Origin of the sequence: Pseudarthrobacter sp. NPDC059871, assembly GCF_042731175.1 — a bacterium.
Taxonomy (GTDB): Bacteria; Actinomycetota; Actinomycetes; order Actinomycetales; family Micrococcaceae; genus Arthrobacter.
Genome location: NZ_JBHWJV010000003.1, coordinates 164952 through 187222 on the forward strand (window position 1 = coordinate 164952; position 22271 = coordinate 187222).

Below are 22271 nucleotides of genomic sequence, written 5' to 3' on the forward strand. Positions count from 1 at the left end.
ATCGGCTAGGGGAATGACTGAACAGACCGGAATCGCCGATCCCACGCCGCTTAACGACCTCGAGGAAAAGCTCGCCACGGGCAACGAGCCCGACGCGAACCCAGTGGACGTCATCCTGTCGTTCCTGAACAGCGAGGTCTACATCATCAGCTCAGACGGCATCGAGGGCGAGGACTCACAGGTGGAGCCCCTGGTCCTGGGTAATTCCGAGGGCGCCCCCGTCCTGGCCGTCTTCTCGCACCCCACCCGGGTGGACCAGCAGTACCTGGACGCAGCTCCCAACGTGCTGGGAACCCAGGGCGCGGCCATCATCGCCAACATCGGCGAGGAACTGGGCCTGGTGATCAACCCCGGCGCAGCCTACGGATTCGAGATCAACCCGGAAGGCGTGGCAAACATCAAGCGCGACTTCAAGCGCGCTGACGAGCAATAATGTCACCATGCGGCTAGGCGTCCTCGATATCGGGTCCAACACTGTCCACCTCCTGCTGGTGGATGCCCACCCCGGCGCGCGGCCGTTGCCGTTCGCCTCGCACAAACGGCCACTGTCCCTGGTGCAGTACCTGGAACCGGACGGCAGCATCAGCGACGAGGGCCAGCACGAGCTCACCGAGTTCGTCCTGGAAGCCTGGGAGTTCGCCGCCCGCCATAAGGCCGAGGACCTTCTGGCCTTCTGCACGTCGGCCATCCGTGAGGCCACCAACGGCGCCGAGGTCCTGGCGCGCGTCAAGCACGAGACCACTGTGACGCTCCAGGAACTGACCGGCAGCGAAGAGGCGTCCATGACGTTCTTTGCCGTCAGGCGCTGGCACGGCTGGGGCGCCGGTCCAATCCTGAACCTGGACATCGGCGGCGGCTCGTTCGAAATGGCTTTCGGCCAGGACGAGCTCCCCGAAGTCGCAACCTCGGTGCCGCTGGGCGCCAGCAGGCTCACCAGGGACTGGCTGGCCGAGGACCCGCCCTCGGCCAGGAGCGTCAAGGAACTGCGGCGGTACATCCGGTCAACGCTGAAGCCCGCCGTCCGCGAGTTCGACGGCCTGGGCAGGGCCAACCTGGTAGCCGGAACGTCCAAGACCTTCCGGTCGCTGGCCCGCATTGCCGGTGCAGCGCCCAGCGCAGCCGGCCCCTACGTCAAACGGGAACTGAACGCCACGGACCTCGGCGTCTGGGCGCAGCGCATTTCCGCCATGAAGGCCGAGGACCGGCTGCACCTGCCCGGTGTCTCCGAGGCGCGGGCCCACCAACTCCTGGCCGGTGCGCTGGTGGCGGAGGCCGCCCTGGAGCTGTTCAAGTTCAAGAAGCTCCGGATCTGCCCGTGGGCCCTGCGTGAGGGCCTCATCCTGCGCCGGCTGGACCAGCTGGTGTTTGACGGGCCGCTGGAGCCTGCGCCGCATATCGCCGCGCCGCCGGCCGTGCAGCCCACCTTCTAAAAGAACCGGTTAAAAGCGGAAGCACCGGGGCGGCAACAGGAAAATGGGGGAAAACCTGTTGCCACCGCCGGTGCCCTGGCAGACATCCCCATGCCTGCCGCATCACTCGCACCCTCAATGAGGTACTAACTACATTAGGACCGCAAGTTGTGCGCCCCCTGCACTGAACATGGGAGTTGCCTGTGAATGGGGGCGGCCTGCAATGATGGAGCAATGAGCAACCGAATTGCATTCCTTGGCTGTGGGTCCATGAACGAAGCCATCCTCGGCGGCCTGGTGGAAGCCGGCACCAACCCGGCAGACATCGTGGCAACAGTCCGCCGGGCCGAGCGTGCCGCTGAACTGGCCGAGCGGTACCACGGCATCACCGCGATCGCCGGCGAGGAGGAACCGGACAACAACCGGCAGGCCGCTAAAGGGTCCGCCGTCGCGATCCTTGGCGTCAAGCCGGTGGGCATTGCGGACCTGGCCCGGGAGATCAGCCCCGCGCTCACCCCGGACACGATCGTAGTCAGCGTGGCCGCAGCCGTCTCCATCGCCCAGCTGGAAGCTGCACTCCCGGCGGGGCAGCCCGTCATCCGGACCATGCCCAACACCCCGGCGAAACTGGGCCGCGGCGTCATCTCCGTCTCGCCCGGCACCAACTGCACGCCCGGCCAGCTCCAGCAGGTGAAGGACCTCTTCCAGGGTGCTGGGACCGTCGTCGAAGTCCCCGAGGAACAGGTGGACGCGCTCTCGGCCATCAGCGGCTCCGGCCCCGCCTACGCCTTCTACCTGGCTGAGGCCATGGCCTCGGCAGGGGAAGAGCTGGGCCTGGACCACGATCTCGCCGTGCTGCTGGCACGTGAGACCGTGGCGGGCGCCGGCTTTATGCTCGCAGAGCCCGGCGCGGATCCGTCGGTGCTCCGCAAGTCAGTAACCAGCCCCAACGGCACCACCGAACGCGCCATTGCCACCTTCGATGAACAGGGCATTCCGTCCATCATCGCCGCCGGCGCGCGGGCAGCAGCGGACCGGGCAGCGGAAATCACCAAGCAGCTCGGCTAATCAGAGCGAAACCCTAGGGGCGGGCGGCGAACCGCTCCAGCAGATCCACGTGGCCTGAAACGATCAGCATGTCGCGGGAGGAAACCTTGGTCTCCGGGCGGGCGTAGGTGAAGTCCTCGCCCGGGGATTTCACCCCGACGATCGTCACGCCGTATTTCGAGCGCACCTTCGACTCATCCAGCGTGAAGCCCACCGTTTCGCGCGGCGGGTACATCTTGACGATGGCGAAGTCGTCGTCAAATTCGATGAAGTCGAGCATGCGGCCGGACACCAGGTGCGCCGCCCGGACGCCGGCGTCCGCCTCCGGATAGATCACGTGGTTGGCGCCGATCCGGGTCAGGATCTTGCCGTGGGACGGCGTAATGGCCTTCACCCACAGGTGCTCGATGCCAAGGTCCACCAGGTTCACCGTGATCAGCACCGAGGACTCGATGGAGGTGCCCACGCCCACCACCGCCGAGCTGAACTCCTGAGCACCAAGCTGGCGCAGGGCATCGATGTTGGTGGCGTCCGCCTCCACCACATGGGTCAGCAGCGGAGCCCACTTCTGCACCAGGCTCCGGTCCCGTTCGATCGCCAGGACCTCGCGGCCCTGCTTGACCAGTTGCTCGGCCGTGGACGAGCCGAAGCGGCCCAGCCCGATAACCAGCACGGGCGCGTTGTGGGCGGGGCGCCGGGAAGCTTCTGACGAACTAGCCAATGATGGGCCTCTCTTCGGGGTAGTGGTACAGCTGGCTGCGCTGGCGCAGGGCCAGGGCAGCGGCGAGGGTCACGGTGCCCACGCGGCCGGCGAACATGAGCGCAGTGAGGACGTAGACACCCTCCGGGGCCACCTCGGCGCTGAGCCCGGTGCTCAGGCCAACGGTGGCGAAGGCCGAAATCGTCTCAAACAGTACCCGGTCCAGGGACGCGCCGCTGATCTGAAGGAGCAGGAAGGCAGAGACCGAAACCAGGGTGGCACCGGCAACGATCACGGAGATGGCCACCCGCATGGTGCCCTGCGGAATGGTCCGGCCGTACACCTTCACGTCCGCGTCACCGCGCGCCTCGGCAATGATGGCCAGGAACATGACGGCGATGGTGGTCACCTTGATACCGCCCGCCGTCGACGCCGAGCCGCCGCCGGCGAACATCAGCGCGTCCGTGAGCAGTTTGGTGGTGGATTCCATGTGGTTCTGGTCCACCAGGTTGAATCCGCCTGATCGGGTCATGACGGAGGCAAACAGCGAATGGGTGATCTTGTCACCGAACCCCATGGGCCCGATGGTGCGGGCGTTGTCCCACTCCATCAGCGCCCAGAGGAACGCTCCGGCGGCCAGGAGGATGAAGGAGACCTGGATGGTGAGCTTGGTGTGCAGGTTCCATTTCTTCCAGTTCAGCCCGTTCTGCTGCAGGACCATCACCACCGGAAAGCCGAGGCTGCCCAGGAAGACTCCCACCATGAGGGGAATCAGGATCCACAAGTCCGTCTCGTAGGGCACGATGCCGTCCGAGTGTGGGGTGAAGCCGGCGTTGTTGAATGCTGAAATGGCATAGAAGATGCCGTGCCAGACGGACTGCCAGAAGCCCTCGCCGAGGGTGAGGAAGCGGGGGATCAGGGTCAGGGCCAGGATGCCTTCGATGACCACCGACGTGGTGATGACGATCCGAAGCAGCGTGCCCACCTCGCCCAGGCGTCCTGCGTTGTTCATGGACTCGGCCGCGATGATCTTGCCGCGCACGCCGAGCCGCTTGCTGACCATGAGCGCCAGGAGCGAGGCCAGGGTGAGGGTGCCCAAACCACCGATGAAGATGCCCACCAGGATCACCAGCTGTCCGAAGAAGGACCAGTGGACGGCGGTGGACACCACCGTCAGCCCGGTGACACAGACCGCCGACACGGCCGTGAACAGGGCCTGGTGCAGTGGCGTGGCTGTGCCGGAGGCGGAAGACACCGGAAGGGACAGCAGGAAGGTGAACACCAGGCACACGCCGGCGAATGCGCTGAGGGCAAGCCGGGCGGGGGAGGTGTTGGCGATGTCGTCGATGAAGTCGCGCAACCGGGTAAAGATCCAGAGGCCCTCCCGCTCCTGCGCTGGGGGGTGCCAGCTGGCCGGGGTCCGGGGCCTCGACTGGCTTTGCGTCATGTGTGGCTTTTCCTCGGTCGAATCTGCTTCCCCCAGTAGTAAACCACTAAAGGCCCCGTCATGGCCGGGGCCGGCGGGGTGCTGTGCTCAGGTAGCCTGTGATTGATGACATACCTGCCCGGCCTCCGCCAGCCCGCGCCGCCAACGATGGTGGCATGGGGCGCTGACATGACGGCGTACAACTTTGGCCACGGGCACCCCATGGCGCCCGCGCGGATGGAGCTCACAGCCCGCTTGGCGGAGAGCCTGGGCCTGTTCGACCTGGACCATGTGGCTGTGGAGGCTCCGGGCGTGGCCACGGACAGCGAACTCGAAGCAGTCCACTCGGCGGACTATGTGGCAGCGGTGCGGAAGGTCAGCGCTGATCCGTCCACCCCTGATGAATCGAGGGGACTGGGCACCGAGGACGACCCCGCGTTTGCCGGCATGCATGAGGCCGCCGCCCGGCTGGCCGGCGGGTCGCTGCTGGCGGCCTCCCGGATCCTGGACGGCTCAGCCGTGCACGCCGTCAACTTCGGAGGGGGCATGCACCATGCCGCCCGGGACAGGGCCAGCGGGTTCTGCATCTATAACGACGCCGCACTGGCCGTGCAAAAGCTGCTCGACGGCGGCGTCCGCAAGGTGGCGTACATCGACGTCGACGCTCACCACGGCGATGGAACGGAAAGCATCTTCTGGAACGATCCCCGCGTGCTGACTCTCTCGCTGCACGAATCGGGGATGACACTCTTCCCCGGTACAGGCTTTGCCAACGAGCTCGGCGGCCCGGAGGCCGAGGGGACGGCAGTAAACGTGGCCCTGCCCTCGGGAACGGGGGATGCGGGATGGCTGCGGGCTTTTTATGCGGTGGTTCCCCAGGTGGTGGCCGCCTTCGGCCCGGAGGTGATTGTCAGCCAGCACGGCTGCGATTCGCACCGGACGGATCCGCTGACCCACCTCAACCTCAGCGTGGACGGCCAGCGTGAGGCCGCGTCCGCCGTCGGGAACCTTGCTGCGCAATTCTGTGGCGGCCGGTGGATCGCCACCGGCGGCGGCGGATACAACGTGGTGGACGTGGTGCCCCGCGCCTGGAGCCACCTGGTGGCCATCGCGGCGGGCCGGCCGGTGCCCCTCCGCACCCCGGTGCCGCAGGACTGGCGCGACTACGTCGAAGCCAAATACGGTGCCACCGCGCCGGAACTGATGGGCGACGATGTCGAGTTGTGGTGGCGCTCCTGGGAGGTCGGGTTCGACCCCAACGACGCCGTGGACCGCACGGTGATGGCCACCCGCAAGGCCGTTTTTCCGCTGCATGGACTGGACCCCTGGTTCGACTGACGTGGCCTCCGTCCCATTCCCTTCAGACCCCGAAATAGTTGATGCCTTTCGGCGTATATGTCGTTAGGGTGGGAGGCATGGTGACAGACGACGTATTTGCCGTCATTGCGGAATCAACCCGGCGGGACATCCTGGCTTCGCTGTGCAACGGGGACAAAGCCGTGGGCGAACTGGTGGAGGAACTGGCAGCAAGCCAGCCCACCATTTCCAAGCACCTGAAAGTCCTCCGCGAGGCGCAGCTGGTGAGCATGCGCGCGCAGGGCCAAAAGCGGTACTACGCGCTGAACCGGAAGCCCCTTGAGGGCGTGGCCAGCTGGCTGGGGATGTTCGACGTCGGCGCCCTCGCCGCGGCGCCTGAAGCCGCTGCCGCGACCGAAGCTGCAGCCGGCACGAAGCCCGCCGGCTCAGCCGCGGACAAGCCGGCCGCGGCCGCTGCTGCATCGGAAACTGCCGCCGCCGAATCTGCGCCGGCTGCATCTGCTGCCGCCAAATCGGCGGACGCCGAACCAGCCAGCGTCGGCGAGGGGACGCCTGAAGCAGTTCCCGCCGGCGCTGTGTCCGCAGACGTCCTGGTGCGGGACGGCGCTGAACTGAGTCCCGCCGTCGTCATTCCTGGCGGTACCTCGGCGCCGCTCAGCGATGACAGCGTTCCGCAGCAGATCGGGAGGTCGGTGGGGCGTGCCGCCACCCGTGCCGCAGACCTGCTGGCCAACCTCCCCAACCTGCCGAAGTTCGGGCGCAAGAAGTAGGGTCTATTTCCCCAGCAGCCGGACATGCTCCGGCGTCAGGTCGGCGATCCGGCTGACGCCGAGCAGCGCCATGGTGCGGGCCATGTCCTTTTCCAGGATCTGCAGCGTGCGGTCCACCCCGGCGCGGCCGCCGGCCATCAGGCCGTAGAGGTAGGCGCGGCCGATCAGCGTGAAGTCGGCACCCAGGGCCAGGGCCGCAACAATGTCCGCGCCGCTCATGATTCCCGTGTCCAGCATGATGGCCGCGTCGGTGTTGTCCGCGGTGAAGGCCTGCCGGACTTCGGGGAGCAGGTGGAAGGGGATCGGTGCCCGGTCCAGTTGCCGGCCGCCGTGGTTGGAAAGGACCACACCGTCGGCGCCGTGGTCCACCACGCGGCGGGCGTCCTCCACTGTCTGGATGCCCTTGACCACCAGCTTGCCCTTCCATGTTTCCCTGAGCCAGTCGAGGTCCTCGAACGTGAGCGTGGGGTCGAACATGGAGTTGATGAGGTCTGCGACAGTGCCGGTGTAGCGCGAGAGCGATGCGAACGTCAGCGGCTCGTGCGTGAGGAAGTTGAACCACCAGGCGGGACGGTAGGAGGCATCCAGGACGGTCTTGAGGGTCAACGCCGGCGGGATGGTCATGCCGTTGCGGACGTCGCGCAGGCGGGCCCCGGCCACGGCGGTGTCCACGGTGACCATGAGGGTGTCATTGCCGGCCTTCGCGGCGCGTTCGATGAGTTCCAGCGACCGGTCCCGGTCCGTCCACAGGTAGAGCTGGAACCAGTTGCGGCCGTTCGGCGCTGCAGCGGCCACGTCCTCGATGGAGGCCGTGCCCATGGTGGACAGCGTGTAGGGGATGCCGGCCGCCTCGGCCGCCTGGGAACCGGCGTACTCGCCTTCGGACTGCATCATCCGCGTGAAACCGGTAGGGGCGATGCCCACCGGGAGGCGGGAGGGTTTGCCCAGGATGTCCGTGCTGAGGTCGATCGTGGAGACGTTCCGCAGGATCCCCGGCCGGAATTCGATGTCCAGGAAGGCCTGGCGGGCGCGGCGGAGGGTGATTTCCCCTTCGGCCGCGCCGTCGGTGTAGTCGAAGGGTGCCTGCGGGGTGCGGCGCTTGGCGATGTCCCGGAGTTCCCAGATGGTGCTGGCCCGCTTGAGCCGGGCGTCCTTGCTGAAGTCCGGCTTCTTGAACTGCATGAGCGGGGCCAGGTCCGAGTACTTGGGGACCCGGCGGCGCAGCGCCGCAGGCAGGGCAGGGGGCGCGGAACCGGCGGGGGCGGACGGCGCCGGAGCCCCGGCAGGTGCCTGCGCTGCGGGAATGTCCGTGGCCTCCGGCGCGGGGGTGGCCTCCGGAGTGTTGGCTTGGATGGTGTGGGTCATGACGTCCTCCTGTGGTCTAACCACACTCTAAACGCTGTGGTCCAACCACATCAAGTACTATTCATCCATGCGCACCCACCAGTTGGTCCTGCACTGGATCGAGAACGAACTCTCAGCTGGCAGGCTGGCCGTGGGCGGCAGGCTGCCGGCCGAGCGCAGCCTTGCCGAGCAGCTGAAGGTCTCGCGGACGTCGGTGCGTGAAGCCATCCGGGTCCTGGAAGCCATGGGGGTGGTGCGGGCCGGCGTGGGATCGGGGCCAGAGGCGGGCACCGTGGTGATTTCGGACCCCGCAACGGCCCTCGGCTCCGCGCTGCGGCTGCATGTGGCCACCAGGCACCTGCCGGTGGCGGACATCGTTGAGACCCGCGTGCTGCTGGAGTCATGGGCGGCTGCCAAGGCCGTCCCGGACGCGCCGGGGCTGGATGAGGCTGCGGCACTGGTGGAGGCCATGGCGGCGGAAAACCTCCCCGTCAACGACTTCCTGGCCCTCGACGTGCGGTTCCACCTGGCGCTTGCCGACGCCGCGGGAAACGCAGTGGTCAGCGCCATGATGGGTTCGCTGCGGGAATCGATCCAGGGGTACGCGGCCGATCTCACCGCCAACCTGCCGGACTGGGAAGCCATGTCATACCGGCTGCGCACGGAGCATCGTGACATCCTTGCCGCCATCAGGGCGGCCGACGGCGGGACCGCGGCACGGCTGGTGGCCGCCCATATCGAGGGGTTCTACCAGGAAGCCGGGCTGGCCCCGGACCGCTGACCCCGCTCAGCCGTGGACAGCAGTCCGCGCTGCCCTGGCGGGGCCGCTGCTGGAGCGCACCTCAAGCCGCGGCTGGTACCTGCTGCCCGGGGCATCGTTCTCCTCTTTGCGGATGAGCGCCCGGAGCTGGCGCCAGGCCTGCTCACCCAGTTCGGTGATGGGCACCGCGGCGGTGGTGAGGGCCGGCGTCGTGTATTTTGCGAAAGGAATGTCATCGAACCCGGTGACGGACATGTCGCCGGGGACGTCGATGCCGCGTTCATGCAGGCCGCTCATGAGCCCCATGGCCACGAGGTCGTTGAAGGCCAGGATGCCCGTGGCGCCTGACTCCAGGACCGCATCCACGGCCTCGTGGCCGGTATCGAAGTCCGAGCCGCCTTCAAGCATGGTGACGTCCACGTGCGGGTGGGCGGCCTTGAACGTTTCCAGCCCCTGCAGTCGCATGCCGTTGGAGGCGCTTCGCGGCGGGCCTGCCAGGAAGGCCAGCCGCGTGTGGCCGAGTTCCACCAGGTGTTCGGCGAGGTCCTGGACGCCCTGCCCGTAGTCCACCACCAGGCTGGGCACGCCAGCAGTGGCGGTGGTGCGGTTGATCAGCACGAGCGGGTGCAGGGACGGTGCGATCTCTTCCAGCTCGGCATCCGTCATGCGGGGCGCGCACAGGACAAGGCCGTCGCAGCGGCGGCGCGCCTCACCGGCAAGGATGGCCTCCTCGCTGGAGACCTCGAAGGAGTCTGCGATCAGGACGCGGTAACCGTCCTGGGCGGCGGCGCGGCTCAGCCCGCGGAGGATCGCCTGGAAGGTGGGGTTGGCCAGGTCCGGCACCACAATCCCGATGGTGTCCGTCTTGCCCAGCGCCAGGCTGCGCCCGACGGGGTTGGGCTGGTACTTCAGCTCGGCCGCCGCCGCGCGGACGCGGGATGCAATCTCCGGATCCACTGTGTAGTTACCGTTCATGACGCGGGAAACCGTGGCGTGCGAGACGCCCGCCTTCACGGCGACATCCGCGATGCCAATTCGGCCGGTTGCCGATTTCCTGACCATAGGGAACCTTTCCTAGCGCCACGGACTTCGGGTCCACGGCCGGGTTGCCAGCGCTGCAGCAGCTTCCGGCCGCCTGATGGCGGTGTGTTGAGTGACAGCATATAACGCGATGGGAAAGCGATTTCTATTGTTTTCCCGTGTTTTCCCACGCTTTTCCCGCTTTTCCGGGATCGCTGGACATGCCAGCGGTAGAAAACGCTTTCTCCCAGTACCCATAATGGTTGACGGAAGCAGGTTGCTGTTGATACAAATTCTATAGCGAACCGAGAAAACGCTTTCTCAGCGGTGCTGCAGTGCACCGGCGCCACCTCCCCGGATCACCCAACGGGCCGGGCACCAGTCTTCGAAAGGGACCCCCATGGTCAACACAGCCGAATCGAGTCCAGCAGTGGCCATCGGAGCCCACCCCGGAAACGGCAGCAAGGCCCGCTTCGCCCTGATCGGTACCGGCGGACGCTCCGAGATGTACATCCGCGCCATCTTCGGCAAGCACGCCGACACCGCGGAGCTCGTGGCCTTCTCCGACGTCAATCCCGGCCGGGTGGAGTTCTACCAGAAGCTGATCCAGGAACTCGGCGCCCCGGGGCCCATCGCCTCGTTCGACCCCAAGGACCTGACGGCGTTCGTCCAGGCCAACAACATTGACCGCGTCGTGGTCACCACGCCGGACTACACACACGCCGACTTCATTGTCGAGGGGCTGCGCGCCGGCGCCGACGTCGTCGTCGAAAAACCGCTCACCATCGACGCCGAAGGCTGCCGCCGCATCACCCAGGCCGTTCAGGAGACCGGGCGCAACGTGGTGGTTACCTTCAACTACCGCTACTCGCCCCGCAACAGCGCCCTCAAGGAAATCATCCAGAGCGGCGTGATCGGCAAAGTCACCTCCATTGACTTCAGCTGGGTCCTGGACACCGTCCACGGCGCCGACTACTTCCGCCGCTGGCACCGGGAAAAGAAGAACTCCGGCGGCCTGCTCATCCACAAGGCCTCCCACCACTTCGACCTGGTCAACTGGTGGATCGACGACGTCCCGGAACGGGTCTTCGCGTCCGGCGGCCTGAAGTTCTACGGCGACACGAACGCTGCGGAGCGGGGACTCGGCGCCCGGCCCGAGCGCGGCACCCCGGCTGCGGACACCCCCGCCGGCGAACGCGATCCGTTCGCCCTCGACCTGCGTGAAGATGAGCGGCTCAAGGCCCTCTTCCTGGACAACGAGCACTATGACGGCTACCGCCGCGACCAGGACGTCTTCACCGGCGGCATCACCATCGAGGACAACCTGGCACTGGTGGTGGAGTACCAGGGCGGCCCCCGCCTGAGCTACTCCCTGAACGCCCACAGCCCCTGGGAGGGCTACCGCGTGGCGGTCAACGGCACCGAAGGCCGGGCCGAACTCGAGGTGGTGGAACGCGCCGCCGTCCTGCACAGCACGGACAAGAAGACCGTTGTTGATCCCAGCGCCACACCTGTCGAGGAAGAGGACGCCGTCCGCCGCAACGGTGAGCGCCTGGTGGTCCAGCGCCACTGGGAGCCTGCCTACGAGGTGCCCATCGTCAACGGCGAAGGCGGCCACGGCGGCGGCGACGCCCTCCTCCTCTCCGACCTCTTCAACGGCCCCGGCGAGGACCCGCTGGGCCGGCCCTCCGGCTACCTGGACGGACTCCGCTCCGTCTCCGTCGGCATCGCCGGCAACCGTTCGCTCGAATCATCACTGCCCGTGCGCATCGAGGACCTGGACCTCGGCGTCGACCTCCGGCGCGCCCCCTGATGCCCGCACCCACTATTACCGGACCCTAAGGAACAACCATGAGCAGGATCTTTGTCACCGGCGGCTCCGGCCGGCTGGGACGCAGTGTGGTGGCGGGGCTCGCCGAAGCCGGCCACCACGTCATCTCGGTGGACCGCGACGCCCTGCCGGCCGAGCTGCTGCCGGCGGGCGTCGAACAGGCAACCGCGGACCTGCTGGCACCGGGGGAGGCCCTTCGCCTCCTCCGGGACGCCAGGCCCGACGCCGTCATCCACCTCGCCGCGATCGCCGTGCCTTTCAGCGCACCCGAGGACGTCATTTTTGCCACGAATACGCGGCTCGCCTTCGCCGTCATCAGCGCCGCCACGGAGCTGGGCGTGCCGAAAATCATCACCGCCAGCAGCCCCACGGTGCTCGGCTACGGGTCGCCCGCGGGCTGGCTCCCGCCGTCGTTCCCGCTGGATGAGCGCACGCCGGCCAAGCCGTGGAACGCCTATGCCCTGTCCAAGCTCATCGCCGAGCAGACAGTCCAGATGTTCGCCGCAGCCCAAGGGGACAGGATCCGCTATGCGGCGTTCCGCCCCTGCTTCGTGATTTCCCCTGAGGAATGGGAAGGCGCTCCCACCCAGCAGGGCCACACCCTTGCCGAGCGGCTTGCCGATCCCGCCCTGTCCGCGCCGGCCCTGTTCAACTATGTGGACGCCCGTGATGTGGCGGAGTTCCTGGACCTGCTGCTGGACAGGATGGAATCCATCCCGAACGGCGAGACCTTCTTTGTGGGCGCCGCCGATGCCCTGGCCACCGGGCCTTTGGCGGAACTCATGCCCCGGTTCCTGCCCGGCAGCGACGCCATCAGCGGCGGCCTCACCGGCAGCAGCCCCGCCTTCTCCATCGCCAAGGCACAGGAACTGCTGGGCTGGCAGCCCAAGCGCAGCTGGCGCACTGAACTCAAGTCCCACCAAACCCTCAACGACGAGACCTCCGCGCTGGTGACCGCCGGCAGCGGAACCAAGGAGACATCATGAAATTCGACGGCGTACTCTTCTTCCCCGTCACCCCGTTCACGGCTGAAGGCGCCGTTGACGTGGACCTGCTCAAGGAGCACATTGCTTCACGGCTCCCGTTCGGCCCCGGCGGCGTCTTCCCCGCCTGCGGCACCGGCGAATTCCACGCCCTCAGCATCGAGGAGGTCCGCACCGTGGTGACGGCCGCCGTCGAGGTCGTGGCAGGCAAGGTTCCCGTGGTTGCCGGCGCCGGCGGGCCGCTGGGCCACGCCCTCGCCGCCGCCAAGGCAGCCGAGGAAGCAGGGGCTGACGCCCTCCTGGTCCTGCCGCCCTACCTGGTCACCGGCCCCACCGACGGCCTGGTGGCCTACATCGAGGCCGTCGCCGACGCCAGCAGCCTGCCGGTGATCGTCTACCACCGCGGCAACGCCAAGTTCACGGCCGCCTCCATGGTGCGCCTGGCCGCCAACCCCAAGGTGGTCGGCTTCAAGGACGGACTGGGCGATGTGGGCCTGGCGCAGGAGATCGTCTCCGCCGTCAAGGCCACCGGACGCGAGGACTTCGCCTTCTTCAACGGCCTGCTGACCGCCGAGCTCACCCAGGGCGCCTACCGCGGCCTGGGCATTCCGCTCTACTCGTCGGCAGCGTTCGCCATGGCACCGGAGATCGCCAAGGCCTACTACGACGCGTACGTCTCCGGTGACGAGGACCGGCGCAACGCACTGCTCGAAGGCTTCTACGCGCCCCTGGTCCGCCTGCGCGACCAGACCCCCGGCTTCGGCGTCTCGCTGATCAAGGCGGGCCTGCGCCTGGGCGGCCTGCCCGTGGGCCCGGTCCGTCCGCCGCTGGTGGATCCCACCGAGGAACAGCTGGTGGAGCTCAAGGCCATCCTGGCCAGGGGCTACGAGCTGGCCGGCTGATGAGTGCCCCCGCAGCCGTTGCCGTCCGCACTGTTCCCCGGATCACCGGGCTGACCACCCGGCTCCTGACCGTCCCACTCCGCCGGCACTGGGGTGCGGAGGCGCCGGAGAACCACGTGATCGCCACGGAGATCCACACGGACGACGGCGGCGCGGGGCTCGGTTTTTCCTGGACCCCCACCATTGGCCCGCAGGCGGTCAAGGCGCTGCTGGACTACGACATCGCCCCGTTTGTCACCGGCCTGCCGGCCAACCCGGAAACGGTGTGGGACGCGGTGTGGAAGCGGCTGCATGAGGCCGGCGGCGGGGGACTGACCACCATCGCGATGGCCGGACTCGACCTTGCCCTGTGGGACCTGCAGGCGCGCAACGCCGGCACTTCGGTGACCGGCCTGATCGGCCAGCGGCAGGAGTCCGCCGAGGTCTACGGATCAGGGGTGAACCTGCATTACACCCTGGACGAACTGGTGGCACAGACCGAACGCTGGGTGGCCGCCGGCCACCAGGCCGTGAAGATCAAGGTGGGCAAACCGGACCTCCGCGAAGATGCCGAACGCGTGGCCGCCGTCCGCTCCGTCCTGGGACCGGACCGCCGGCTCATGATCGACGCCAACCAGCGGTGGGACCTGCCCACCACCTTCCGGGCGCTGGAGGTGCTTGCCGAATACGGGCTGGACTGGCTGGAGGAACCCCTCCGCGCGGATGACCTCTGGGCCTACCGCCGGCTGCGGAAGCACTCACCGGTGCCCATCGCCCTCGGCGAAAACCTGCACACCATCTATCGGTTCCGCGATTTCATTGAAGCGGAGGCGGTGGACATCATCCAGCCCAACATCATCCGCGTTGGCGGGATCACCCCGTTCCGGCGAATCGTGGAGCTGGCACGGACCAACAGCATCAAGGTGATGCCGCACCTGCTGCCGGAGCTGTCCGGGCAGCTGGCGCTGACCCTGGCGGAGCCCACGCTGGTGGAGGACGTCGAAGAGGCGTCCTTCGAGCAGCTGGGCATCCTGGTCGGGCCGTCGCCGGTCCGGTTCAGCGACAGCAGGGTGACCCTGGCGGACCGGCCCGGACTGGGCTTCCGTTTCCGGGATGTTGTGTGAGCACACAGCAACCACGCAATGTAACGAAGAACGTACATAAACAGAACAGGTACCTGACGTGACAACTGCAACGCTTTCCCTGTCCGAGCTGACCGCGGCGGCTACCGATGCCGCCCGCACGTCGGCAGCGGCTTCCGACGCCGAGCGGGCCGGCTGGCTGAATGCGGTGGCCGACGCCCTGGACGCGAACGCCGCGGAACTGGTGGAGATCGCCGATTCCGAGACCAGCCTGGGCGCTACCAGGCTGACCGGTGAGGTGGCCCGCACCACCGGCCAGCTGCGCCTGTTCGCCCGCGTCATCACCGAGGGCTCCTACCTCGAAGCGATCATCGACCACGCGGACCCGTCATCCACCCCGCCGAAGCCCGACCTGCGCCGCATCCTGAAGCCCATTGGCCCGGTGGCCGTGTTCTCGGCGTCGAACTTCCCGTTCGCCTTCTCCGTTGCCGGCGGCGACACTGCCTCGGCCCTGGCTGTTGGCTGCTCCGTCATCGTCAAGGCCCACTCAGGCCACGTGCGGCTGTCCGAGCGGACGGCGGAAATCGTCGCTGACGCCCTCCGTGGCGCCGGCGCACCGGAAGGCCTCTTCGCCCTGGTCAGCGGCCGGGAAATGGGGACGGCACTGGTGCAGGACCCTGCCATCAAGGCGGTCGGCTTTACCGGTTCCATCCCGGGCGGCCGGGCACTCTTCGACCTCGCCACATCCCGCCCGGAGCCCATCCCGTTCTACGGCGAGCTGGGCAGCCTCAACCCGGTGGTCATCACGGCCGCCGCATTGAAACAACGCTCCGGCGATCTCGCCACCGGGCTGGCAGGCTCCTTCACGCTCGGCGCCGGACAGTTCTGCACCAAGCCGGGCCTGGTGTTCATCCCGGCCGGGACGTCCTTCGCCGCGGACGTGGCAGAGGCCAGCAAGGACAAGCCGGCCCACGGCATGCTCACCAGCCGCATCGCCGAGGCCTACCCGGACGGCCTTCGCAGCTTTGCGTCGGTGGACGGCGTGGACGTGGTGGGCGGCACCGTGGACCAGGATGCTGCGGCCAACGGCGCGGCGCCGGTGGTCTTCTCCACCACTGCCGCGAAGGTGCTGGAACGCCCGGAGCAGCTGCTGGAGGAGTGCTTCGGCCCCACCACCATGCTGATCGAGTACACGGACCAGGAGGAGCTCGCAGCGGTCCTGGCCAAGGTGCCGGGCAGCCTGACCGCCACACTCCACGCCCAGCCCGGCGAGGAGATCGGTGGGCTCGTTGAGCAGTTGTCCGGGCTCGCCGGCCGGGTCCTGTTCGAAGGCTGGCCCACGGGCGTTGCCGTGAACTGGGCGCAGCAGCACGGCGGCCCGTACCCGGCCACCACGTCCCTGTTCACCTCGGTGGGCGCGACGGCGGTCCGCCGCTTCCAGCGCCCCGTCGCCTACCAGGACGCCCCGGAAACGGTCCTCCACCCCGCCCTGCGCGAGGACAACCCGCTGGGCATTCCGCGCCGCGTGGATGGCGAACTGGTGCTTCCCTGACACGCCCGCTCACTTGATGGCGGTATAACCGAAACGCCCGCTCACCGGGTGCCGAATTGGCGGCCACTAGTGAGCGGGCGTTTGGGTTTTAAGCACATGATGTGAGCGCGCGTTTGCCTTACAGCGGCAGCGTTGACACGACGCCGGCTCATCCCTGACACGCCCGCTCGCTTGATGGCGGTATAACCGAAACGCCCGCTCACCGGGTGCCGAATTGGCGGCCACTGGTGAGCGGGCGTTTGGGGTTTAAGCACATGATGTGAGCGCGCGTTTGCCTTACAGCTGTAGGGTCGCGGGGCGGTCCAGCCCGTTCACAGTGGTGGCGGGCCAGCGGGGATCGACGGTCAGGACCTGGAGCCCGTTCTCCGTGAGCTGCACGGTGTCCTCGATCTTGACTCCCGGGCCGGATGGGTTCCACGTGAAGGCCTGGCCGGGAACCACGGTGTCCGTGGCCGCGGCGGTAACCCGGGGATCGCGGCCTGCGTAGCCGGCCGGGCCGCCCTGATGGTGCTGTTCCCACTGGTCGGCGCCGAAGCCGTGCCGGGTGTAGGCGGCCTGGATCTCGGTGAAGATGCGGTCCAGCCGGGCGCCGGGAACCGTCGCGTCGAAAATGTCCGCCTCGACTGCCGCGATGCGGGACTCGGCGTCGCGCTCTTCCGGTGTGCCGGCGTCGAACCTTACCCAGCGGGTGATGTTGGCAACCAGGCCGTCACGGCGGGCGCAAATGACCGCCATGGCGCGGCGGCCCAGCGGTGCGTGGGTGGCCAGCGGGTGGCGGAACTCGCTGCGGCCGCTGCCGTTGCACAGCAGCACCAGGGGCTCGGCGCCCACGGAAACCACCCGGGCCGCCAGCGCCGACGCCAGCTCGAACTCCGTGGTCTCCGGGCGTGCCGAGGACAGCACATCGGTCATGATGGCGGCGACGTCGGCACTCAGCCGGGCGTAGCGGTCGCTCTCGGCCGGGAGCAGCTGCTGGCGCGCCGCCCGCAGTTCCGTGGCGGCGTCTGCCTCGGCCAGGAGGGATCCGCCGGGGACGCTTCCGACGGCGGCCGCGGCCTGGTGGAGGTTCCCGTACCAGGGCACGCTGTGGAGGGCCACGCCTTCGGGCAGTTCTTCTGCGGCGATGCGTCCGGCTTCGTTGTTGAACGTCACCAGATGGTCGCCGGAACGGTCCACCAGCAGCGCGGCGATGGGATCGCCGGCGAGGCTGATGTGCACCCGGCTGCCGTCCAGGTACCAGGTCAGGGCGGTGTGCGTGGTGAGGAGCAGGGCGTCCTTGCCCGAAGCGTCCAGGATGTCCAGCACCCGACGGCGCTTCACAGCGCGGTCCCGCACCGAGGCCGGGGCGGTGCGGACAGCCTGCGGCGGTGCAGCTGTTGTCTGGGTCATGAGAGGTCCCCCTGTTGAGTGATCAGTGCTTCGATGTCGTTTGTGCCCAGGATGCCGTCGGCCACCAGGACGGAAATGCTCCGGCGCACAGGGCTGCCGGGTTCTGCGATAACAGGCGAGTCCCAGGCAAGGGACTGACCTACTCCGGGGTAGCCGTCCACCCGGACGAACCAGGGATCGGTGGATGATTCCGGGGCCACGAACACGAGCGTGGCGTCGCCGGTCCGGTCCGTTCCCGCACCGAACGTGCCCGTCCAGGCAAGCCACCTGGACACCGTGCCGTGGACCCCTGCTTCACCGGTTCCGGCCGGTGACCACACCGTTGCGCCACCGCATTCCGGGAGGCGCCAGAAGAATCCGCCGTACCCGCCCTCGAAGCGGCCGTTGGAACCCGGGCTGCCCAGGCTGACCGGCTGGTTTCCGGCAGGGGAGAGGGCGAAGTCGAGGGACAGGCGCCAGGCCGACGCGCTGACGCCGGACCAGCTCCAGCGGCGCTCCTCCACGAGGACCGGGCCGCCGTCGGGCCCGTTCCAGCTCAGGCGTTCCTCAAGCCGGCCTTCCTGCGCGGCGTCTGTGCCGGTGACGGCGATGCTGCCGTGGTCTGGCCGCCAGACGTACTGCCCGGCTTCCCGGGTGTAGGTGCGGCCGCCCCAGAAGTTGACGCCGTCCACATCCTGCAGGGCCACGCCGGCGCCGAGGTGCCACACGTGGTCCAACGGCTGGTGGTCCGTCACCACGGTCCCGGCCAGGGTGCGGACGGGGTGAAGGTAGGGGCGCGGCGAGGAGACGGCGCGGATGTGGCTGCCGTCCTGGTAGTCGGCCACTGGGTGCCCGTCCACGGTCAGGGTCCGGACGGGCGGCAGCTTCCGGGCCCAGGGAACACCGAGTTCGGCGAAGGTAGCCTGCGCCTTGGCGGCGCGGTCGAAAAGATCCACGACGCCGTGCACCACGGGATGGGCGTCGTCGCCCTCGCCCTCCCACGTGATGTGCGCGGAATCAATCGGCTCCGGCGCCGGTGACGTGCGGATGGCTTCGAGGACCGAGGTGAAGGCGCCCGTGTCCGCCACCGCGGACAGGAGCGGGGCTCCGCTGGAGCGGGCATCGAGCAGGTTTTCCAGCAGGTCGGTGCGGCCGTACTTTTCCCGACGCTCGCCGTCGGGCGTGCTGACCACTACCTCGTCTTCGGTGTAGAAGAAGGTGATCTCGCCGCGGGTGCCGTGGACGGTGACGGACGGGTTCACCTGCTCAGGAGCGCACAGGGTAAGGGTGCACAACAGCGTAGTGCCGTGGGCGGTCCGGACCCGGATCACCGACGTATCGTCGCTCTCGGTGTCATGCGCGCGGTAAAGGTCTGTTTCCACGGAGGCGACATCGGCCAGCGTGTGTGCCCCGGCCATGTGCAGGGCGGTGGCTACGGCGTGGGCCAGCGCGTTGGTGCCTACACCGTCCACCACATCGATGCCGTCCAGGCTGCGCTTGCCGGCCCACCGGGTCCGCTTGAAGTAGGCCTTGGTCCGCACCCACTGGCCGCTGGCGCTGAGGCCCAACACCTCGCCGATGCCGCCGGATTCCACAAGGTTCCGGATGGCGGGAAGCGCGTGCGAGCCCAGGCTCTGGAAGCCCACCTGGACCAACCGGCCCGCAGATTCCGCAGCGGCAAGGACGTCATTGAACTGTGCGAGCGAGGCTACCGGAGGCTTCTCCACGTACACATCCAGCCCGGCAGCCAGGGCGGCGGTGGCCAGCGGGGCGTGGGTCTGGATGGGGGTGGCGAGAATAACGATATCCGCGCGGGATTCGGCAGTTTCCTGCGCTGCCAGGAGGCTGTTGAGGTCCGGGAAGATGGCCACTGTGTCCTTGAGCCGGCCGGGCGCCGGCGGGTTGGGATCGGCGACGGCCACGAGCTCCAGTGCCCCGGACTCTTCCAGTCGGGCCAGGTTGGCAAGGTGTCGTTCGCCGAAGCCGTGGACGCCCACCAGGGCAATGCGGGGGACTGCGGTGCCGGCAGCGGCACGGTCCTCGGGGCGGCTGCCCGGTTCCGCGGTGGTGGAGTGCGAAATCATCAAAGGGTCCTTGTGGGGTTGGGGTGGTCAGGAGGCGGGTGACGCTGCAAGGGCAAGGGACGCGGCCAGGAATCCGATGGCTTCGTCCTGCATGTCAGCGGTGAAGACGTGGCCGCCGGGCCAGAAACTTCCGGTGTAGCGGCCGCCGCCGTTCAGGACTTCCAAGGTTCGGTGGGCCTGGCGCATGCCCTCCTCCGGGAAGAGTTCGTCGGCCAGCGCGTACTGCACCAGGAACCGGGCGGCGGAGCGGCCCGTGAGTTCAGGCCAGTCGCCCAGCTTCCACAGGCCCGGAGTCTGCAGCAGCCAGGAGTGGGCGTCCAGGTAGGCGGGCAGCAGGGATTCGAAGGTGGTCATCATGCAGGTCACCACAGAGGCGCGGATGCGGGGACTCAGGGCGGCGAGGGTCAGGGACCGGCCGCCGCCCCCGGAAAAGCCGACGCAGCCCAGGCGGTCCGCATCGACGCCGGGCAGGTGGGCGAGGATGTCCAGGGCCGCAAGGTCGTCGTGGGCCACCATGCCGGCGAGGCTGGTGCCCAGCAGTCCGGCGGTCTTGGCGACGGTGTCCTCGTGAAACCCGGCGGCCGCGTTGTAAAGGTCCGCCTCGGAGGGTACGACGCCGTCCTGCCGCCATTGCGCCCGCCGCGCTTCCAGTGCGGAGGCGGTGCGCCACGGTGGGGTTGAGAGGTCGAAGCGGCGGCTGCCCCAGGCGAAGGAGTCATGGGCCAGCACGGCGAAACCCTGGCGGGCGGTTTCGGAGGCGAGGGCCCGGCCGTCGTAGTGGCCTGCGCGGGCGGCGGCAGCGGAGGGGTGGCTGTCAGGGAGGTCCACCAGCCGGTCTGCTCCGCCGAACTTGTTCCCGCCGTGGCAGTGCAGGGCCAGGACGCCGGGCAGGCTTTCCGTACTTCCGGCCGGACGCGCAAGCCAGCCCGTGGTCCGCGGTCCGAAGCCCAACTGCCAGCTGAGCTGCGAGGTGGTGACGTCGTCGTGCGTAACTTCCCAGTGCACCGTGACGTCCGGCCGGCCGGATGCGCCGGGGACCCCCAGCGCATCTGCAAGGCCCTGCGCGCCAGGGGTGGCGGCGGCGTACCGCGGATGATCGCGGACATAGGCCGGCCAGTCCTCAAAGCCGGCGATGGCGCTGGGCCTTGATTCCTTTGTATCGGCTGCCACTGGCCTGCCTCCTGTCTGCTGAAATGCCGTGGGGTGAAGAAGAACCGGCCGCGGTCGGGCTGACCGCGGCCGGTACCGGGCTTAGCCCAGGTTCGAGTTGACCTCGCTGATGACGCCCTTCGCTGCATCCTGCGGTGAAATCTTTCCGAAGAGTACATCGGTGTTGTATCGGTTCAAAACTTCCAGCGTGGAAGAGGAACCTGCCGGGAACGGCTTGGGCGGCTGAACGTTCAGCTCGGCAACGCGGTCCAGGTAACCCGCCTCCTTCTGCTGGGTTTCCTTCAGCAGGGGAGTGATGCCGGCCTTCAGCTCGGTGTTGGCGGGCATGCCGCGGTCGCTCTTGATCTTGCTGGCGGCGTCCATGTTGTTCACCAGATAGTTGATGAACAGCGCAGCTTCCTTGGACTGGGCCGACTTGGCCGAGATGGCGTATTCCATGGAGGAACGCAGCCAGGTGCCCGGCTGCTTGCTCTCGCCGGGGAGCTTCACCATGGTCAGTGGAGCGCCCGAGTATGAGGTCATCTGGTTGCTCCACGAGACTTTCATGGCCTGCTTGCCCTGGCCCATGAGTGTCAGTTCCGGCTGGGCGGAGCCGTCTTCGACGGTCTGCGAAGCGGACGGTGCGCCGCCGGTTTCCATGAGTTTCTTGTTGAACTCGAACCACTTGGCGAGGGTGCCCTCGCTGATGCCCATCTTCTTGCCGTCATCCGTGTACAGCTCTTCGCCGCTCTGGCGTGCCCAGACGGCTACGAACGAATCGTTGGACATCGGCGTGGTGCCGAACGTGCCGGCTTGCGAGTTCTTGCTGATTTTGGCAGCGATATCGACGTAGTCGTCCCAGGTCCAGGTTTCGTCGTCCGGCAGCGGTACGCCTGCGGCTTCGAACACCGTGGGATCCAGGACCATGGACATGGCGTTCACGCCTGCCGTGATGGTGTACGGCTTGCCATCGAGCTGGCCCAGTTCCACGGTGCCGTCGGCAAACTTCGAGGTGTCGATCTGGTCCTTGACCTTGTCAAGGTCCAGCAGCACTCCGCGGGACGCGTACTCGCTCGGGTAGGAGCCGCTCATGGCAAAGACGTCCGGGGTGGTGCCGCCGGCGATCTGGGTGGCCATCTTGTCCCAGTAGGAGCTGAACTCGGTGTTCTCGCCCTGCACCTTGATGGTGGGGTTGGCCGCTTCAAAGTCCTTGATGACTTCAAGGGTGGTCTTGGCGCGGGAATCGTTGCCCCACCAAGCAAAGCGGATGGTCACGGGATCCTCTGCCGTGCCCACCTTTGCGGCCTGCGGACTGCTGCCGCAGCCCGTCAGCGCCAAGGCCAGGACCGCCGTTGCCGCAGCAACCCCCATTACTGACTTCTTCCGACGAAACCTCATTGTCCTGCCCCTCAAGTGGTGATCTAGAGTTGAGTGATGCCCGTTACAGAAAACGCTTTCTCAAAAACTAACAAAGGGCTATACAGGAGTCAAGAAACCGTTTACTTTGGTACGGAGCCGCTTTTCATTCAGCACCACCTGCGGCCGGTC

The 22271-nt window shown here is 67.7% G+C and carries 19 protein-coding genes; 11 read left to right on the forward strand and 8 right to left on the reverse strand.

Features of this window, described 5'->3' with window-relative positions; all coding sequences use genetic code 11:
• Nucleotides 1–13: 13 nt before the first annotated feature.
• The 3 genes from ACFV4R_RS05875 (at nucleotide 14) to proC (ending at nucleotide 2477) form a co-directional block, all read left to right on the forward strand.
• Entirely contained in the window at nucleotides 14–433 is a 420-nt protein-coding gene (locus ACFV4R_RS05875) for an SseB family protein (RefSeq protein ID WP_377201500.1), read from the forward strand.
• A 7-nt stretch (nucleotides 434–440) separates the two neighbouring features.
• Nucleotides 441–1430 carry a Ppx/GppA phosphatase family protein gene (locus ACFV4R_RS05880; protein WP_377201499.1) on the forward strand — a complete coding sequence of 330 codons (990 nt, stop codon included), beginning with the start codon at nucleotides 441–443 and terminating at the stop codon, nucleotides 1428–1430.
• 213 nt (nucleotides 1431–1643) lie between these two features.
• Entirely contained in the window at nucleotides 1644–2477 is an 834-nt protein-coding gene (proC, locus tag ACFV4R_RS05885) for a pyrroline-5-carboxylate reductase (protein ID WP_377201498.1), read from the forward strand.
• A gap of 13 nt (nucleotides 2478–2490) precedes the next feature.
• Here the strand turns inward: proC and ACFV4R_RS05890 are convergent, their stop codons facing one another.
• The gene (locus ACFV4R_RS05890) at nucleotides 2491–3129 is read right to left on the reverse strand and encodes a TrkA family potassium uptake protein (protein ID WP_171059109.1); all 639 of its coding nucleotides are present in this window, start codon (nucleotides 3127–3129) and stop codon (nucleotides 2491–2493) included.
• A 40-nt stretch (nucleotides 3130–3169) separates the two neighbouring features.
• Nucleotides 3170–4603 (reverse strand): TrkH family potassium uptake protein, encoded by a 1434-nt coding sequence (locus tag ACFV4R_RS05895; RefSeq protein WP_377201497.1) that lies wholly within the window; start codon nucleotides 4601–4603, stop codon nucleotides 3170–3172.
• Nucleotides 4604–4708: 105 nt separating this feature from the next.
• Here ACFV4R_RS05895 and ACFV4R_RS05900 point away from each other — a divergent pair, with 105 nt between their 5' ends.
• Both ACFV4R_RS05900 and ACFV4R_RS05905 read left to right on the forward strand, forming a co-directional pair.
• On the forward strand, nucleotides 4709–5920 hold the full coding sequence (locus ACFV4R_RS05900) for an acetoin utilization protein AcuC (protein WP_377201496.1): 1212 nt from the start codon (nucleotides 4709–4711) through the stop codon (nucleotides 5918–5920).
• Nucleotides 5921–5997: 77 nt separating this feature from the next.
• Nucleotides 5998–6669 (forward strand): ArsR/SmtB family transcription factor, encoded by a 672-nt coding sequence (locus ACFV4R_RS05905; protein ID WP_377201495.1) that lies wholly within the window; start codon nucleotides 5998–6000, stop codon nucleotides 6667–6669.
• Nucleotides 6670–6672: 3 nt separating this feature from the next.
• Here the strand turns inward: ACFV4R_RS05905 and ACFV4R_RS05910 are convergent, their stop codons facing one another.
• A complete protein-coding gene (locus ACFV4R_RS05910) occupies nucleotides 6673–8034 on the reverse strand; it encodes an alpha-hydroxy-acid oxidizing protein (protein WP_377201494.1) in 1362 nt (453 codons plus the stop codon).
• A 67-nt stretch (nucleotides 8035–8101) separates the two neighbouring features.
• Here ACFV4R_RS05910 and ACFV4R_RS05915 point away from each other — a divergent pair, with 67 nt between their 5' ends.
• Entirely contained in the window at nucleotides 8102–8794 is a 693-nt protein-coding gene (locus ACFV4R_RS05915) for a FadR/GntR family transcriptional regulator (protein WP_377201493.1), read from the forward strand.
• A gap of 6 nt (nucleotides 8795–8800) precedes the next feature.
• Here ACFV4R_RS05915 and ACFV4R_RS05920 read toward each other — a convergent pair whose 3' ends face one another.
• Nucleotides 8801–9835 (reverse strand): LacI family DNA-binding transcriptional regulator, encoded by a 1035-nt coding sequence (locus ACFV4R_RS05920; protein ID WP_377201492.1) that lies wholly within the window; start codon nucleotides 9833–9835, stop codon nucleotides 8801–8803.
• Nucleotides 9836–10193: 358 nt separating this feature from the next.
• On the opposite strand from ACFV4R_RS05920, the gene ACFV4R_RS05925 reads away from it, so the two are divergent.
• The 5 genes from ACFV4R_RS05925 to ACFV4R_RS05945 are packed head-to-tail and all read left to right on the forward strand — an operon-like array spanning nucleotide 10194 to nucleotide 16122.
• A complete protein-coding gene (locus tag ACFV4R_RS05925) occupies nucleotides 10194–11606 on the forward strand; it encodes a Gfo/Idh/MocA family protein (RefSeq protein ID WP_377201491.1) in 1413 nt (470 codons plus the stop codon).
• Nucleotides 11607–11644: 38 nt separating this feature from the next.
• Nucleotides 11645–12610: an NAD-dependent epimerase/dehydratase family protein gene (locus ACFV4R_RS05930; protein WP_377201490.1), complete on the forward strand. Its 966-nt coding sequence runs from the start codon at nucleotides 11645–11647 to the stop codon at nucleotides 12608–12610.
• The gene (locus tag ACFV4R_RS05935; RefSeq protein ID WP_377201489.1) at nucleotides 12607–13509 is read left to right on the forward strand and encodes a 5-dehydro-4-deoxyglucarate dehydratase; all 903 of its coding nucleotides are present in this window, start codon (nucleotides 12607–12609) and stop codon (nucleotides 13507–13509) included. Before ACFV4R_RS05930 ends, ACFV4R_RS05935 begins: the two co-directional genes overlap by 4 nt.
• Complete coding sequence (locus ACFV4R_RS05940) at nucleotides 13509–14612, forward strand: mandelate racemase/muconate lactonizing enzyme family protein (RefSeq protein WP_377201488.1); 1104 nt, start codon at nucleotides 13509–13511, stop codon at nucleotides 14610–14612. Before ACFV4R_RS05935 ends, ACFV4R_RS05940 begins: the two co-directional genes overlap by 1 nt.
• 58 nt (nucleotides 14613–14670) lie before the next feature.
• Nucleotides 14671–16122, forward strand: coding sequence for an aldehyde dehydrogenase (NADP(+)) (locus tag ACFV4R_RS05945; RefSeq protein WP_377201487.1), 1452 nt, complete (start codon nucleotides 14671–14673; stop codon nucleotides 16120–16122).
• A gap of 276 nt (nucleotides 16123–16398) precedes the next feature.
• On the opposite strand, the gene ACFV4R_RS05950 is transcribed toward ACFV4R_RS05945, so the two are convergent.
• The 4 genes from ACFV4R_RS05950 to ACFV4R_RS05965 form a co-directional block, all read right to left on the reverse strand.
• On the reverse strand, nucleotides 16399–17511 hold the full coding sequence (locus ACFV4R_RS05950; RefSeq protein WP_377201486.1) for a M24 family metallopeptidase: 1113 nt from the start codon (nucleotides 17509–17511) through the stop codon (nucleotides 16399–16401).
• Nucleotides 17508–19574: a DUF6807 family protein gene (locus ACFV4R_RS05955; RefSeq protein WP_377201485.1), complete on the reverse strand. Its 2067-nt coding sequence runs from the start codon at nucleotides 19572–19574 to the stop codon at nucleotides 17508–17510. Before ACFV4R_RS05955 ends, ACFV4R_RS05950 begins: the two co-directional genes overlap by 4 nt.
• 27 nt (nucleotides 19575–19601) lie before the next feature.
• The gene (locus ACFV4R_RS05960; protein ID WP_377201484.1) at nucleotides 19602–20744 is read right to left on the reverse strand and encodes an acetylxylan esterase; all 1143 of its coding nucleotides are present in this window, start codon (nucleotides 20742–20744) and stop codon (nucleotides 19602–19604) included.
• A gap of 81 nt (nucleotides 20745–20825) precedes the next feature.
• Nucleotides 20826–22094, reverse strand: a complete 1269-nt coding sequence (locus tag ACFV4R_RS05965; protein WP_377201483.1) for an ABC transporter substrate-binding protein — start codon at nucleotides 22092–22094, stop codon at nucleotides 20826–20828.
• Nucleotides 22095–22271 lie beyond the last annotated feature (177 nt).